The organism is Chitinophaga sp. RAB17, from assembly GCF_052114225.1.
In the GTDB taxonomy this organism is placed as follows: domain Bacteria; phylum Bacteroidota; class Bacteroidia; order Chitinophagales; family Chitinophagaceae; genus Chitinophaga.
Map to the genome: position 1 here is coordinate 609,536 of NZ_JBFREI010000002.1, position 16,147 is coordinate 625,682.

Annotated in this window: 9 protein-coding genes; 3 read left to right on the plus strand and 6 right to left on the minus strand. The window is 45.0% G+C overall.

The genetic code is table 11. The features are described from left to right. The first annotated feature begins 25 nt into the window (after positions 1-25). Both AB4Z08_RS08500 and AB4Z08_RS08505 read left to right on the plus strand, forming a co-directional pair. Positions 26-1,798 carry a RagB/SusD family nutrient uptake outer membrane protein gene (locus AB4Z08_RS08500; protein WP_441573299.1) on the plus strand — a complete coding sequence of 591 codons (1,773 nt, stop codon included), beginning with the start codon at positions 26-28 and terminating at the stop codon, positions 1,796-1,798. 24 nt (positions 1,799-1,822) lie between these two features. Then, positions 1,823-3,253: an alpha-L-fucosidase gene (locus AB4Z08_RS08505; RefSeq protein ID WP_441573300.1), complete on the plus strand. Its 1,431-nt coding sequence runs from the start codon at positions 1,823-1,825 to the stop codon at positions 3,251-3,253. An 86-nt stretch (positions 3,254-3,339) separates the two neighbouring features. Here the strand turns inward: AB4Z08_RS08505 and AB4Z08_RS08510 are convergent, their stop codons facing one another. The 6 genes from AB4Z08_RS08510 to AB4Z08_RS08535 form a co-directional block, all read right to left on the minus strand. After that, complete coding sequence (locus AB4Z08_RS08510; RefSeq protein ID WP_441573301.1) at positions 3,340-4,752, minus strand: PKD-like family lipoprotein; 1,413 nt, start codon at positions 4,750-4,752, stop codon at positions 3,340-3,342. A 32-nt stretch (positions 4,753-4,784) separates the two neighbouring features. Continuing rightward, positions 4,785-5,522, minus strand: a complete 738-nt coding sequence (locus AB4Z08_RS08515; RefSeq protein WP_441573302.1) for a DUF4843 domain-containing protein — start codon at positions 5,520-5,522, stop codon at positions 4,785-4,787. Between the two features lie 17 nt (positions 5,523-5,539). Then, positions 5,540-6,955: a RagB/SusD family nutrient uptake outer membrane protein gene (locus tag AB4Z08_RS08520; protein WP_441573303.1), complete on the minus strand. Its 1,416-nt coding sequence runs from the start codon at positions 6,953-6,955 to the stop codon at positions 5,540-5,542. Between the two features lie 20 nt (positions 6,956-6,975). Beyond that, entirely contained in the window at positions 6,976-10,359 is a 3,384-nt protein-coding gene (locus AB4Z08_RS08525; RefSeq protein WP_441573304.1) for a SusC/RagA family TonB-linked outer membrane protein, read from the minus strand. A gap of 285 nt (positions 10,360-10,644) precedes the next feature. Continuing rightward, complete coding sequence (locus AB4Z08_RS08530; protein WP_441573305.1) at positions 10,645-11,799, minus strand: FecR family protein; 1,155 nt, start codon at positions 11,797-11,799, stop codon at positions 10,645-10,647. A gap of 57 nt (positions 11,800-11,856) precedes the next feature. Next, a complete protein-coding gene (locus tag AB4Z08_RS08535; protein WP_441573306.1) occupies positions 11,857-12,435 on the minus strand; it encodes an RNA polymerase sigma factor in 579 nt (192 codons plus the stop codon). A 377-nt stretch (positions 12,436-12,812) separates the two neighbouring features. On the opposite strand from AB4Z08_RS08535, the gene secA reads away from it, so the two are divergent. Then, the gene (gene secA / locus AB4Z08_RS08540; RefSeq protein WP_441573307.1) at positions 12,813-16,136 is read left to right on the plus strand and encodes a preprotein translocase subunit SecA; all 3,324 of its coding nucleotides are present in this window, start codon (positions 12,813-12,815) and stop codon (positions 16,134-16,136) included. Positions 16,137-16,147 lie beyond the last annotated feature (11 nt).

The following is a 16,147-nucleotide window of genomic DNA, read 5'->3' on the forward strand; positions in this document are numbered from 1 at the left end:
ATCACCTCTACTAAAAGTTTTGAAGATGATGAAAGTTTTTAAATATATGATGACAGCGGGTTTGGTGCTGGGATTGTTTGCCGCCTGCAAAAAGTCAGATAGCTTTCTTGATAAAAGACAGACAGAAAGTTTAACAGAGCAAATTGTATTTGCAGATAGTGTGAAGACGCTTAACTTCCTGAATGACTTGTATGCTTATACCGGTATGGATCTGATCCATAACCGCTACACATTGATTACTTCGGTCGTTGGTAACGATTATGCCTGTATGGAAGATATGACATCGCACTCTGTATCTTATTATGGCGACCCACAGGCATCGTTTATCACCGGCGCAAGTACTTCGAGGAATTATTTCAGCAATAACTATTATAAAACCTATTACACCAAAATCAGGGCTGCCAATCAGTACCTGAAAAAGGTCGGCGGCTCGCCCCTCTCCGTCAGCCTGCAACAGCGCACAAAGGCAGAAGCCCGTTATTTACGTGCCTGGTATTATGCGCAGCTGGTACGTTATTACGGTGGAGTGATGCTGGTAGGTGACACCATCTTCAGCGATCTTAATGCGCCCATACAATATCAGCGCAACAGCTACAAAGCCTGTATTGATTACATTGCATCAGAATGCGATAAAGCCGCGGTAGATCTACCATCAGTAGCGGATCAGCAGCCGGCAGATTATGGTCGTATTACCAGTGGTATGTGCCAGGCACTGAAAGCACGTATGCTGGTAACAGCTGCGAGCCCATTATATAATGGGCAGCCCATTACTACAGATGCCGCATTGCAGCCATTGATTTGCTACAGTGCCACCTATGATGTAAATGTGTGGAAGCAGGCAGCAGCTGCCTGTAAAGTGCTGATCGATCAGGGGCTCTATAGCCTCTATGAAAATAACAGTCCTGAATCCCGCCCGGGATACGGGTTTTGGAAGCTATTTCTGCTGCGGAAAAATAGTGAGTACATCACGCCCTATATGATGGGTAATAATACGAACCTGGAAGGCGCCTGGTTCCCAAAATCAAGAGGCGGATCGGGATGGAGTACCCCCAGCCAGAACCTGGTAGATGCTTTTGGTATGAAAAACGGGAAAAACACCAGTGACCCGGCTTCCGGTTATGATGCCCGTTTCCCTTATGATAACAGGGATCCGAGATTTTATAATACGATTATTTACAACCAGGCATTGGTGTATAACAACAGCACCAAGAAAATGGATCCGGTAGATATTTATAAAACGTGGCAGGGAACACTTACCGGTGATGGCCTGCAGGCCTATTCTACCAAAACAGGTTACTATTCGCGTAAAATGAGCAACGATAGTACCGGCAGCTATAGCACGCAAAGCAGGGTATATCCGGTGATCCGTTATGCAGAAATTTTGCTGGGCTATGCCGAAGCTACGAATGAGATCAATGGCCCGGTATCGGAAGTATATGATATCGTGAAACGTATCCGTAAAAGAGCGGGTATTGACGCCGGAGCAGATGACAGCTATGGTCTTCCTGCTGGTTTAAGTCAGCTGGAAATGCGCAGGATCATCCGCAACGAATACGAAGTGGAATTTGCCTATGAAGGCCACTGGTATTATGATACACGCCGATGGAAAACAGCAGAAACTACCGAAAATATACCTATTCAGGGCATGATGGTTACCCGGGAACAGAATAATAGCTGGAGTTATCAACGCATCACTGCGCTGAATGCAGTATTTCTATATCCTAAAATGTATTTCTGCCCATTCCCTTATGATGAGGTGAATAAGAGTAATCTGTTATTGCAAAATCCGGGATGGTAGGCGTTATTGTGAAAATTTATGAACATGAAGAAGATATTATTGTGTATGGCCCTGTCGCTATTCCTGCTGAAGGTGGGTGCACAGGGGAGTAACAGCAGCATTATACCATTAAAGTATGGTGCGCAGTACAGCGGCAAACGAACGGACGAGGCCATGAACAAGTGGCGCAGCAATCGTTTCGGACAATTTATTCACTGGGGATTGTATGCTATTCCTGGTGGTGTATGGAATGGTAAAACATACAACTACGCGGCGGAGTTCCTGAAATCCAGTGCCAATGTGCCTGACGCAGTATGGGATTCGCTGGTGTACCAGTTTAACCCGGTGAAATTCGATGCAAAAAAATGGGCGCGTATGGCCAGAAATATGGGCGTGAAATACATGACCATTACCACCAAACACCACGAAGGATTTTGTATGTGGCCCAGCAGGTATACTGATTTTAATGTGGGAAACTCGCCTTATAAAAAGGACCTTCTGAAAGAACTGGTGACCGCATATAACGCTGAAGGGATAGACGTGAATTTTTATTATTCCGTGTTGGACTGGCATCATCCCGACTGGCGCTATGATATTAAAACGCCGGAAGATAGTATTGCTTTCAGTCGCTACCTGACGTTTGCCGGCAACCAATTAAAGGAGCTGGCCACCAATTATCCGACTGTAAAAGCCTTCTGGTTTGATGGTACCTGGGATAATTCCGTGAAAAAGAATGGCCGCTGGACATACGAAATGGAAAAGATGCTGAAGGAAGTAAGGCCGGGCGTGATCGTTAACAGCCGCCTGCGTGCAGATGATTTTGGGAAACGTCATAAGGATTCCAACGGACAACTGATGGGTGATTATGAATCAGGATATGAGCGCCGCCTGCCAGACCCTGTTAAAGACCTGGCTGTTACCAAATGGGACTGGGAAGCCTGCATGACGATCCCGGAAAACCAATGGGGATACCATAAAGACTGGACCATCAGTCATATTAAAACACCGGTAGAATTGCTGGAAATGCTAGCCAACGCCACTTCTATGGGAGGTAACTTCCTGTTGAACTTCGGGCCCGCAGGAGATGGTACTTTTCGTCGGCAGGAACAGGACATCGCTACTACCATCGGTAAATGGATGGCACGTTATGGTAAAGCTATTTACGATTGCGACTATGTAGAAATGAATAAACAGGACTGGGGTTATTTTACAGGGAAGAAAAATACGAATCAACTGAACATGATTGTTTTTAATACACCTGTTAATGGACTGCTGAAAATTGCCACACCTAAAGGAATGGTGCTGGATAGAGCTGTTTTTATGGGTGGTGATGGTCAAACACTGCAATTGGAAGAAGTGTCCAAAAATCAATATCATTTGCATCTACCACTGAAATTATATGATTTGCCGCCTGTGATTATACTTGATTTCCATACCGGAGATGCGGGTAAAAAATACCAGGATGCAAAAACCTGATGCGTTACGATGCTGTTTGACTGCAGCATTTTCAGAATAGAAACCTGCCCGGAATATAAATTCCGGGCAGCTTGTTTTTATTTAAATCAGGGAGCTACTTTATAAGTGATGTCATTAATAATACCAAAACCGCCGAATACTTTGCGATAGGTATTTCCTTCAAAATCACCGGTGGCGCCTATGGTGAAGTAATATACCTTGCCTTCTGCATTTTCATGTGTAGCTACTACAAGCTGACCGTTATCCTTACTTGTTTTCATGCTACGTACCACCGTTCCTGCCGGAAAGGTGTATACGATCCTCGCTGTTGCGGCCGGAATATCATACAGGTATATTTTGTTGTTACTGACATAGTACAGATGTGGAAGTAGTTTCGACATCTGGAAAACGCCGGCATCTTTTATTCCCGGAGCAATGCCTATCGGAGCTGCTGTGCCTGAGGTACTGTAAGGACCGTTGTTGGTGAAGGTATATACGAACATGGAGTCATTGTTATTGTTTTTGAAGAAAGCATAGCTCTGATCAAATCCGGGTCCATTTTCCGCATATTGCAGATGTTTACCTATTTTATTCATATTGAACGCATCTGTGGGCTCGCCATTGGAAAATGGTATCAGATCAAAAGTATAGGAATCCTGGGCAATAAATCGTTGTGAAATGGTATCGTAGAATACCGGTCCATATGCTGACGTCAGATCAAACGGCGCCATGTAGTAATTGCCGGAAGGAGCCAGGCTGAGCTTATAAGGTGGTGGCACAAAGAGCGACATACCAAATGGGTGGCCATCGTTGAGCAGCACTTCACCGCCCATAAAAGGCAGGTATCGCTGAGGCTTGGCAGCAGGAGTTATAAAGAACCAGTCTTTAAAACTTCCGATGACCATAAAAGTGGAATAGTCTACCTGTGTACCGCCAGCGGGTGAAAGGATATAGATGATCTGACTATTCCGTCTGTCGAATACATATAGATGGTGCGTACCCGACGGAAGTGGTATGTTAGGATTGACGCGTGAATAGATGTGATGGAAAGCAACATCCACCGGTGTAATGATGGAGATATCTGCCTGCGTGGTACTATCTTCCAATACTAACCATCCTTCATTCAGCGCACTCATTACTTTTATATGCTGCTCAATAGTGGTGGTAACTCCGGTGCTTTTATCTGTGATAAACAGGTTCAGTATGTAGGGGCCGGGACCTTCAATAATCTGTGCATCCAGGTTGCGGCTGTTGCCCAGTGTGCGCCTTGTAAGCGGAGCTCCTATCTTTGGATACATTACCCATTCATAAGATAGTCCTTCTTTGTCCGGAATAGATTGTTTTACGTCGGGGTGGATACGCAAGGTATCCAATTGAAAGACGGCGATGGTGGTATCTGATAAATCGGTGCTTATGTTATTCAGATCATGATACTGATAATTTCCCTTGTCTTTGTAACAACCTGTTAGCATCCCCCAGCATAGGGTTAGCAGGATGGCTGGAATTATTATTGTGCGCATATACTGATTTTGAAGAGCAATAATGAATTGGATTAATCAAAAGAAACGGGGTCTCCGTTTTCATCTATCAACGGACCATGAGCCGCTTCATATATTTCCAGTTGTTGTTTGCATAAAGTACTGTAAACGGAATATATGCCATAGGGAAGATCAGAGGGAATGACACTCAGACCGGTAGCGTTGATGATAAATTTAAATTTTACGGCACTGTAAGTGCCAAAGAAGTAGGTCAGCCAGGTATCCCAGTTGTCAGGTTTGGTGAGATAGTCATTGATTCTTATCCGGTAATGTGTGGTACCACCTGCCACTGTTGTACTTCCTTTGGAATTTGGTACCCCTGGCTGGAAATCCGGGGAAGCCACTACTTCCAGCAGTATATTTATTGATTTGGTTTTTATGCCAGCTGTGCGATATATTACTACCGGCTGAATTGCCGAATAAGCACCCGCCGGAATATTGCAGGGCAGCAATTTGTAGTCGGTACCTGCTGTAGCAGTAGTACTATCTGCTATCACCCTGATAGTTACCGCTCTATCTTTGGATGCGGCCATGCCAATGATGCGAACCGGGATTTTTATGGTGTCCTGCATTAAACTATCCGGCCGTATGGCAAAAGAGTATACGATTGAATCAGTGTTGAGTATCCAGGGTGCTTTATAGATATACACCATATCCACTGCACTAAACGAAAGTGGGTTACTTTTTTTGCAGGCAGACAAACTACATATGGCCAGTAGTAATCCACCGATATATTTGAGTAATTGTTTCATCAGTAATGATTTAATAATTAGTGATTTCCGAATTCAATTTCATTATCCGGTAATGGGAAAGTATAAATGGCGTCACTGGTAATCATTGAACTACCTCCTACTTTGGCAGCATTTAATCTTTTGTAGTAATAGAACAACTGCCCTTCTGCATAAAATTCTTTTTTATATTCTTTTAGTATTTCCGCTTGCAGTATATCCGCTGAAATGTTTGCCGGCAGGGCCATCAGGCCCCGATGGGTGCGCACCTCATTCAGATAGGTAACACCTGTTGCTGGCAATGTTGCTGCTTCTGCTGCGATATAATACATTTCAGACAACCTGATCACCGGCATATTATACATCAGGAAGTTGGCGAAGATATTATCCAATGAATATTTGGAAGTGGCTACGGCGCCGCCAATAGTGGTAAACTGGTAATTGAACCGGATATCAGAACTACCACCCTGAGCGGTTTCATAAAGGGTATTGAAAGTTTTGCTGGTGATAGACAGTGCCGGAGCGCCTGCGCCATCAGAAACAAAATAAGCATCAGCGTACGTTTTTATTTTATATACACTGAGGGCAAATAACTGCTCCCGGGCATAGGAGCGGTCTCTGTTCGATGTTGCCGCTGCACTGGCCTTGTCTGTAAATGGGAAGTTTTGCTCATGATTATTAATGACCTCCAGCGCTGCCGCCATGGCATTCACTTTATCATTGTTGTATAGTAATATGCGGGCTTCGAGTCCTTTTACTGCCCAGTAGTTCATATGATTCCTGGTATATGACTGAAAGGCGTCCTGGTCATAGCTTTCCCGGATAGTTTTATCTGTGGATAGTAATGCTTCAGCTGCGCGTAAATCTCTCATACAGCTATCTATTACATTTTGTACGGAGAGCAATGGAGATACCTGTACGCTAAAGGTGGTGATGTAGGGAATAGATTTTTTTTGTGTTGCTACTACCGGTGCTGTGCCGAACATGCGCAACAGGTCGAAGTGCATCAATGCTCTTAATCCCAATGCTTCTCCTTTTACTCTTGCATAATTGTTGCCGGAGAAGAGCTCTTTTTTGCTGTCTATTACTTTCAGAATATTATTAGCATTGGCAATGGCGCCATACATATTGGTCCATATGGAAGCAATGATGGCCTTGGGAGTTGCGCTGGTATAATTGTAAGATGATATATTATAGTATGGGCTGGTAGTAGTGGCTGTGTTGTAGCGCTGAGCCAGAATGTCTGTGAATCCCATGGTCAGGGTCTGACCATATATAGAAGCATCTGTCATCTTTATATACAGCCCGGTAATGGCGTCTTTAAAGCCTTGTTCATCCTTTAGCATCTCCGTTTCCCGCACCTGCGTTTTCGGACTTACATCCAGCCATTTTTTGCAGCCTCCCTGTGTAATAAGAACGATGGTCAGGAGAGCGTATAAAATATATGTATTTTTCATCGATGATACATTTCAGTTAATTAAAAAGAGGTACTGATATTCATGGTGAAGTTCCGGGCGAAAGGATAATCCAGTCCACGTTCAACCGTGATAGTTGACCAGCGGGCAATATCATTTGCAATAAGTCCGATGCGTGTATTCTGCAGTTTCCATTTACGTGTATACTTCTCCGGTATAACATATGCGAAGGATATACTTTGCAGGTTGACGAAATTATTTGTCTGTACGAAACGGGAAGTGGCGTAGGTAGGGGTGTTAATAAGTCCACCAGTTTCGCTGCTTAGTCCTTTGAAGAAAGTTTTGTCGCCTGGTTGCTTCCATCTTCCAAGCAGTACGCGTTCGTCTACCTGGTATGCCAGGTCTGCGTTTTCTACACGATCAGCCAGTGTTTGGTTATATAGTTGTCCCCTGTACTGGTAGTTGAAATACACGCCCAGCGACATTCCTTTCCAGGTAGCGTTGCTTCCGAAGTTTCCCTGCAGAGAAGGAATAACATCACCTACCACCACTTTGTCCTGTGGACTCCAGTCGTAGGTAAGGGTACCATCTTTTTTGACGTATAATTCGCGGCCGGTGGACGGATCTATCCCTTTGGAGGGTACTGCCCATATGGCATTGGGACTCTGCCCTTCCTGAAACCTGAGCTGAGGCGTTTTTTGTTGTCCGTTATCGTTTTTATCGTTGTTGTCGTTCAGTTTCTTTAATGAATTCGAAATATGTTTGATATAGGTATTGTTATGAATGCCATTTACAAAGAAGCTCCAGTAAATACCTTTTGTATCCCGTTTTATAGCGAAGAAAGTGGTATTAAATTCATAGCCCTTGTTTTCCAGTTCTCCTACATTTTCTTTGTAGCTGGTTACGCCGGCAGACGGAGGCGTATTAATATCGAGTATCAGGCTTTGGGTATTTTCCTGGTAAATATCAAAGCGCACTACCAAGCGGCTATGCCATAGGGCGAGATCGGCACCCAGGTTTTTTTTCAGGGTTTGCTGCCATTGCAGATTGGGATTCCCGTAGCCCATCAGAGTGGAGCCTACCTGGCCACGATAGCTCTGGTCTGTATAGTAGCTATAGGTGGTGATGCCCATGTAAGGCGGAAAACTGTTACTACCGGTGGTTCCAATGGTGGCGCGTACGCGAAGGACATCCAGCCATTTACTGGTGGTGGCAAGGAACTTTTCTTTATTCAGATTCCAACCTGCACCAACACTCCAGAATGGAGCAAAACGTTTATTAATACCAAACTGGGAAGAGCCATCCGCACTTATCCCTACATCTGTGGAGAAGCGCTGGTCGTAACTGTAACTGAAATTGGTAAACCCTGAAATACGCCTTGTTACATTTGCGCTCCCGTCAGGCCTGGTGTTTACAGGATAAGCATTACCAAATTGCAACTGATCCATTCGGTCACTTGGGAAGCCGAGTACATAGATACTGGTTGCATCACTGTTTGTTTCGGCGGTACTGATATTGGTAGTGTTAAAAAATAGATGACGCCCGGATCGTTTTGAATAATCGAGATTCAGGCTGGCATCGTAAGAAAAGAATTTATTGTTTCCCCTGGTGTAACTTCCTTTTTTAGTGAAGTCAGATTCAGACATAAAAGAAGTATGGGTAGCGGGCAAAAATAAATTGCTTTCATCTGTTTGTTTGGTGAGACCTAAACGGCCACTCAGCCGGAAACCTTTTCCCATAGTCCATTCGGCGGATGTTTGGTTGCTGACGCTGGTGTACTCGCTGTTATTAACGGTGTGAAGCGTGGTGTTAAACAATGGGTTAGTGTATCTGACGAGTTGATAGCTCAATGGGTCCTGGTAGGATTCCAGCAGCTGATTGATTTTTCCGTTTGCGTCATAGGGCGACCAATACTGATTTAAGCGGCTATAGTCACTAAAGCTGCCATAGTTGGAGTTATTGGCCTTATTGTAGTTAACAGATAATACATTTTTGAACAGGAATCCTTTGAAGCGATAGCTGAGGTTCATATCCACATTATAATTATTCCGGTCGCTGCTTTTCATCACTCCTGCATCGTGGTCATAACCCAGGTTTAATCCATAGCGGATATACTGATCACCACCTTCGAGGTAAAGCGAATGCTTTTGTCCTACGCCTGTTCTGACAGGTTGTGCCAGCCAATAGGTATTTACACCTCTTTCCACTGCGGCCAGGCGGGAGGAATATAGCTTCCTGTAAAATGCATCTGCATCTGCTCTATCTGTGTTATCACTGTATTGGCTATATAAACCTGCCAGTCTTTCTACTTCCAGTTTGTCGCGTGCATTCAACAGATGATACACCGTAAGATCGGGGGCCGTTACCTGCATGACGCCACTGTAGCTCACCTGCAGTTTTCCAGGTAATGGTTGTTTGGTATCTACCACTATTACGCCATTGGCCGCGCGGGAGCCATAGAGAGAAGTGGCGGCTGCATCTTTCAGAATGGTAAAACTGGCGATGCGGTTGATATCCATGTCGTATAATTTCTGGAGACTTACTTCAAATCCATCCAGGATAAATAGTGGCTGGTTGGGGTTGGTGGCGTAATTAGCCATGAAGTCAGCGCCTGAGGTAGCCCCGGTTTTTCCGGTAACTTGTTGCGGGAAATTATTAGTTCCGCGCATGTTAATATTGGGAAGTTTATTGGGGTCACTCCCAAATTGGATGTTATCGGGAATTCGGATAGAAGGATCAAATACTTTCATCGCCTGCAGCGCATTCAGCATACTTACACTGCGTAGTTGCTGCCCGGAAATGACCGTAGCCGCGCCGGTAAAACTTTCTTTCGGGCGTTTGAACATACCGGTAGTGACGGAATGTCCTTCCAGCTGAAGGGCTCTTGGCTTCAGTTTGATGGTGATGTTACCATCTTTGTATACTTTAACAGTCGCCGTTTCATAGGCAATATGTTTGATCTGTAAAACCGCATTGTCGCCGTTGACAGTTATGCTGAATTTTCCTTCCAGGTCGGTGGTGGTACCGGCTGTTTCAGAAAGCATTATACTGGCGCCGGCAATGGGTACGCCTGTTAATCCATCGAGTACCGTGCCCCGGATCACCATAGCTGGTGCAGCATTCACGGGGAGCTCCGCAGTTGGTGGGCTGATCTCTTTCGCTTTTATAATGATGGTATTGTACTTGATTTCGAAATCCAGCGGTTTGTCTTTAAAACACAGTTTCAATACTTCTTGTACCGAAGCATTTTTAAGATCGAGATCTACGGCACCTGCATGGCTAACCAGGTGAGGATTATACAGTATTTCAAAGCCTGATTGACTACGAATAGCGTTGAATACCGTTTTTAACGGTATGTTTTTCCCGGAAAGGGAAACGGACTGTGAATAAGTAGTGGCACTTAACTGTAGAGCAAAAAAAAGTAGCAACAGGGATGTTAATTTCATTATTAACAGCGTTTTGGTTGATGAGAGTCGTGGCCAGGGCCTGACTTTGTTGCATAGAAATACTTTCATACTTTCGTATAGTTTAGGTTTGACTAATAATTGCATTTTTGAACGGATGCCTTTTGTTAATGTATAGACCCAAACATCCGCCGGAAGTGCTTCGAACCACTTCCGGTTTTTGTTTGGCTTTTACTGGTTGATGGTTGATTGTTACTTACTCATGTAATTGGTAATTGACTAATTGAAAATGGTTGGTTGATGATGATTTAAAACAGACTGCGATGTTCACTTATGAGCAGCCGTTACTGTAATTTGCTTATCCTTTAATTTAAATTTTACGTTGCCGGTTGCCTGCAATATCTCCAGTAGCTGGGATATGTATTGTTGGCGGGAGATCCCACCGGTGAGGGTGATACCGGTAAGATCACCTTCATAGCGAATGTCTACATCATACCACCGGGCTACCTGTCGCATGATGGAATAGATATCTGTTTCGTCAAATAAGAATTTACCGTCTTTCCACGCTGTGGTGGCGGCTATATTGGCATTGTTTGTTTTAAACTGTGTGGAACCCTCATCCAGTATGGCTTCCTGGCCGGGCGTAATGGTCACCTGGTTATCCCCGTTGCTTACTTTCACGGCTCCTGTTACCAGTGTGGTACTGATTTTTTTCTCTTCTGTATATGCCATAATATTAAAAGAGGTGCCGAGTACGGCTACTTTTATATGATTGATGGCAACGGTAAATGGCATTTCCGGCTGTTGCGCTATTTCAAAGTATGCTTCACCGGTAAGGTCTACAGTTCTTTCGTGGCCTGCAAATACTGTTGGGAAACGCAGGGAAGAGGCGGCATTCAGCCATACCCGCGAACCATCCGGCAGTATTACCTGGAATTGGCCGCCACGTGGGGTAGTAATGGTATTATACTGTACTTCACTGGTAGCTCCGGCGACCTGGTAAGACAAGAGTCCACTGTCTATTTTAATGATCTGTGAAGCACCCTGTTGGCCTAGTACACCATTTTCAGCATTGTTGAGTACAATCTGTTGTCCGCTGCCCAGTGTTAGGATTGCTTTATTTCCTCCTGGCTGAATGGCGCTGTAAACGGGCGTTTTAGCCGGTTTGAACAGGAACCAGCATAGTAGCAGGGCCGCGAGCAGTGAGGCGGCGGCACTGTAACGGAACCATAGACGGCGGTATATAGGCGTAGACGGGTGCACCTGTTCAGCTATCGTGATCTGTTCATTTATCTTTTTTAATAGTGCTGCATTATAGGGTTCCGTCACATTTTGCTGTACCAGGAGATCACCGTATTCAACTAATATCTGTTGATACGCAGATTCACTAAGGGTTTGCAGCCATTCGCGCAGCGAGGCTCTTTCTTCCGGTGTACTGTTACCGGCGGCAATTTTCTGTAATAATTCCTGGTATTGGTTCATCACGATGTTATATACACGTTGGGAAAAAGGCAAAGGGGACGGTAACCAAAAAAAAAATTATCTAACCAATGAAATGCACAGCAGCAGCGCAAAAATGATATCTCCATGTTTGCGCATATAGTCTTTTATAAATTTACTGGCAAGATGTAGTTGTTTTTTGACTACTGCCACGGATAGGTCCTGTTGCGCGGCTATTTCGGCCCAGGAAAGGTCTTGCTGGGTACTGAGTTCAAAGATGAGTCTTCTTCTTTCCGGTAAAAGGGCGATGGCCTGTTGGGCTATCTGCTGGTATTCCCGGTATTTGAGCTCGTCTTCCAGGTGGTAATCCGGGGTGTCTGACGGGAGGGCGGCATCCTGTTGTTTTCTCTTTTTTTCACTGCGGAAAATGTCGATAAGACGGTTGCGGGCCATACGGTATAGGTAGTATTCAAAGGCCTGCAAACCGACGAAGGTTTCCCGTTTAAGCCAAATTTTCACAAAGATATCTTGCGTTATTTCGTCTGCAATAATAGCCGTGTCCCCCGTAAATGGCAGCAGGTAGCGAAGTAGTTTCGGTTGATAATATTTATACAGCGCAGTATATGCATCGCGGTCGCCCGCTGCAAGGCGCTGTAATTGCAATACCTCGTCAATCATGGCGTGAATATACTTTTTTTGGCTAAAGTTTTCAACTTAGACCTGCCACGACAGTATGTTCGCAGTAAATACTATGGATATGTTAATTGATGCCCGGAAATTGCAAAATCCCCTCAAAATCCCCGCTAAATCCCCAAATTTATTCCTACTTTTACAGGCCTTGCCCGGGGAGCTGTAAAACTGACACCTTGACAGTTCACTGTTACAAGCACAATATTTGAGTAATCTGGATGCCGTCTATCCAACTGACTAAGCCCGCAACGCAGCCTAAGTGCCACAGGCCGGGAAAGCAGGAAATATCAACTGATGATCAACTCAGCCTGGATGGGGTTAGGTTACAATAAATAGAAATCGTAATTCGTAATTAAACATTTAACATGTTAGGTTTTTTATCAAAGCTATTTGGAGGGAATAAATCAGAAAGGGATATCAAATCCATCTCTCCAGTGGTGCAGCAGATTAATGAGGAGTACGAAAAACTGCAATCCCTGCCTATTGATGAGCTGCGTCGTAAAACGCAGGACTTCCGCGCACGCATCGCTGAACATCTCGCCGTTATTGATAAAGAAATAGCGGAAAAGCAGGCTGCTGCAGAAGAAGAGGAAGATGTGACCGCAAAAGACACGATTTATCAGGAAATAGATATTCTCAAAAAAGACCGCGACAAGCAACTGGAAGTAATACTGAAAGAATTGCTGCCAGCGGCTTTTGCTGTTGTAAAGGAAACTGCCCGCCGCTTTACCAATAATACCACACTGGAAGTAACTGCTACCGATCTGGATCGTCAACTGGCCCTGAAAGGAGATTATGTGAGCATCCAGGGAGATAAGGCGATTTGGCAAAACAGCTGGAATGCAGCTGGTAGCCGCGTTACCTGGAACATGGTACACTACGATGTACAGCTGATTGGTGGTACCGTACTGCATCAGGGTAAGATTGCGGAAATGGCAACAGGTGAAGGTAAAACACTCGTGTCTACCCTGCCTGCTTACCTCAATGCACTGGCTGGCCAGGGTGTTCACATCGTAACGGTGAATGATTACCTGGCGCGTCGTGACTCTGAGTGGAATGGTCCCCTCTTCGAATTCCTGGATATTACAGTAGACTGTATAGATAAACACCAGCCTAATACACCCGACCGCCGTAATGCTTACCTGGCGGATATCACCTATGGTACCAACAACGAATTCGGTTTTGATTATCTCCGTGATAACATGGTACACAACCCGGATGAAATGGTGCAGCGCAAGCATCACTATGCGATGGTGGATGAGGTGGATAGCGTACTGGTGGATGATGCCCGTACCCCGCTGATCATTTCCGGTCCTATCCCACGTGGAGAAGAACAGGAATTCCATGCACTGAAACCACGTATCGAATACCTGGTGGAAATGCAGAAAAAAGCGGTGAACCAATACCTGCAGGAAGCTAAAAAGCTGATTGCTGAAGGTAAAGATGATCCTAAAACCGGTGGACTGGCCCTGATGCGCGCCTGGAGAGGCTTGCCGAAGAGCAGTGCACTGATCAAATATCTCAGTGAAGCAGGTAACAGGGTATTATTACAGAAAGCTGAAAACTACTACCTGGCAGATCAGCAACGCGAAATGCCAAAAGTAGATGAAGGCCTGTTCTTTGTGATCGAAGAAAAACAAAACAGCGTAGACCTCACCGATAAAGGTATTCACCTGATCACACAAGGCGGAGAAGATGCAAACTTCTTTATTCTGCCAGATGTGGGTTCTGAATTGGCAGAAATTGAAAAACTGTCAGTTACACCGGAAGAGAAATTGCAGCAGAAAGATGTATTACTGCAGGACTTCGCCTCTAAGTCAGATCGTATCCACTCCGTTCAGCAATTATTAAAAGCCTATACTTTATTTGATAAAGATGTAGAGTACGTAGTAATGGACGGTAAAGTGAAGATCGTAGATGAGCAAACCGGTCGTATCCTCGATGGACGCCGTTACTCTGATGGCTTGCACCAGGCGATTGAAGCCAAAGAAAATGTAAAAGTGGAAGCTGCCACCCAAACATTTGCTACCATCACACTGCAGAACTTCTTCCGTATGTATCATAAGCTGGCCGGTATGACGGGTACAGCCTCTACGGAAGCCGGTGAACTCTGGGAAATCTACAAACTGGATGTGGTAACCATTCCCACCAACCTCCCGATCACCCGTATCGATGCGGAAGATCTGGTATACAAAACCAAAAGAGATAAATACAAAGCAGTTATCGAAGAAATCAAAACACTGCAGGCAAAAGGACGCCCGGTACTGGTAGGTACTACCTCCGTGGAAGTATCCGAATTGCTGAGCAAGATGCTGACCTTCGATAAAGTAGCACATAATGTACTGAATGCGAAACAACATGCCCGTGAAGCACAAATCGTTGCGGAAGCAGGTTTGCCGGGAGCCATTACCATTGCTACCAACATGGCAGGTCGTGGTACGGATATCAAACTCGGACCCGGCGTAAAAGAAGCAGGTGGTCTGGCGATTATCGGTACAGAAAGGCATGAAAGCCGTCGTGTAGACAGGCAGTTACGTGGTCGTGCCGGTCGTCAGGGTGATCCGGGAACTTCACAGTTCTTCGTTTCCCTGGAAGATGACCTGATGCGTATGTTCGGTTCAGAACGTATTGCCGGTCTCATGGATCGCATGGGTTACAAAGAAGGAGAAGTGATTCAGCATAGTATGATCACGCGCTCCATTGAAAGAGCACAGAAGAAAGTAGAAGAAAATAACTTCGGTATCCGTAAGCGTTTGCTGGAATACGATGATGTGATGAACAAGCAACGTACCGTGATCTACGCAAAACGTAATCACGCCCTGTTTGGCGAACGTCTGGCAATAGATATCGACAACGCGTTCTATGATGTAGCTGAGAACATGGTAACCACCCACAAAGGAAGTGGTGACTATGAAGCGTTCAAAATGGATGCAATCATGAACTTCTCTATTGATACAGCGATTACCAGGGAAGAACTGAACAGAACAGATATTCCTAATCTGTCTTCCAAACTGTATCACGAAGGAAAAGATAACTATACACGCAAAGTAAATGAACTGATCAGCAATACACTGCCGGTGATTGAACGCATTCACCAGGAACAGGGGCACCAGATCGAAAATATCTCTATTCCGTTTACAGACGGTAAAAAAGGTATCAACGTAATGGCTAACCTGCAGAAAGTAGTGGAAACCAAGGGGCATGAAACCATGAATGCCCTGGAACGCAGCATTACACTGGCGCTGATAGATGAGTCCTGGAAAGAGCACCTGCGTGCAATGGATGACCTGAAACAATCGGTACAGAGTGCTGTATACGAACAGAAAGATCCATTACTGATCTATAAATTCGAGGCATTCAACCTGTTCAAGGAAATGGACGGTGAAACCAGCCGCGATATCGTTTCCTTCCTGTCTAAATGCGGTATCCCCGTAAATAACCAGGCAGAGGAAACTGCACCTGAAATCAGGGAAGCAGTGGAAGAAAAAACAGATATGAGCCGCATGCGTGCTTCTCATGAAGACCTGGTAGACCACAACGGCCATCAGGCCGGTGCACCTGATTTCCAGACTGCTGAAGAAGTGAAAACGGAGCCAATCCGTCACCAGGGACCACAAATTGGTCGTAACGACCTTTGCCCTTGTGGTAGCGGTAAGAAGTACAAACAGTGCCATGGCAAGAACGCGTAAGCGCTTTTACC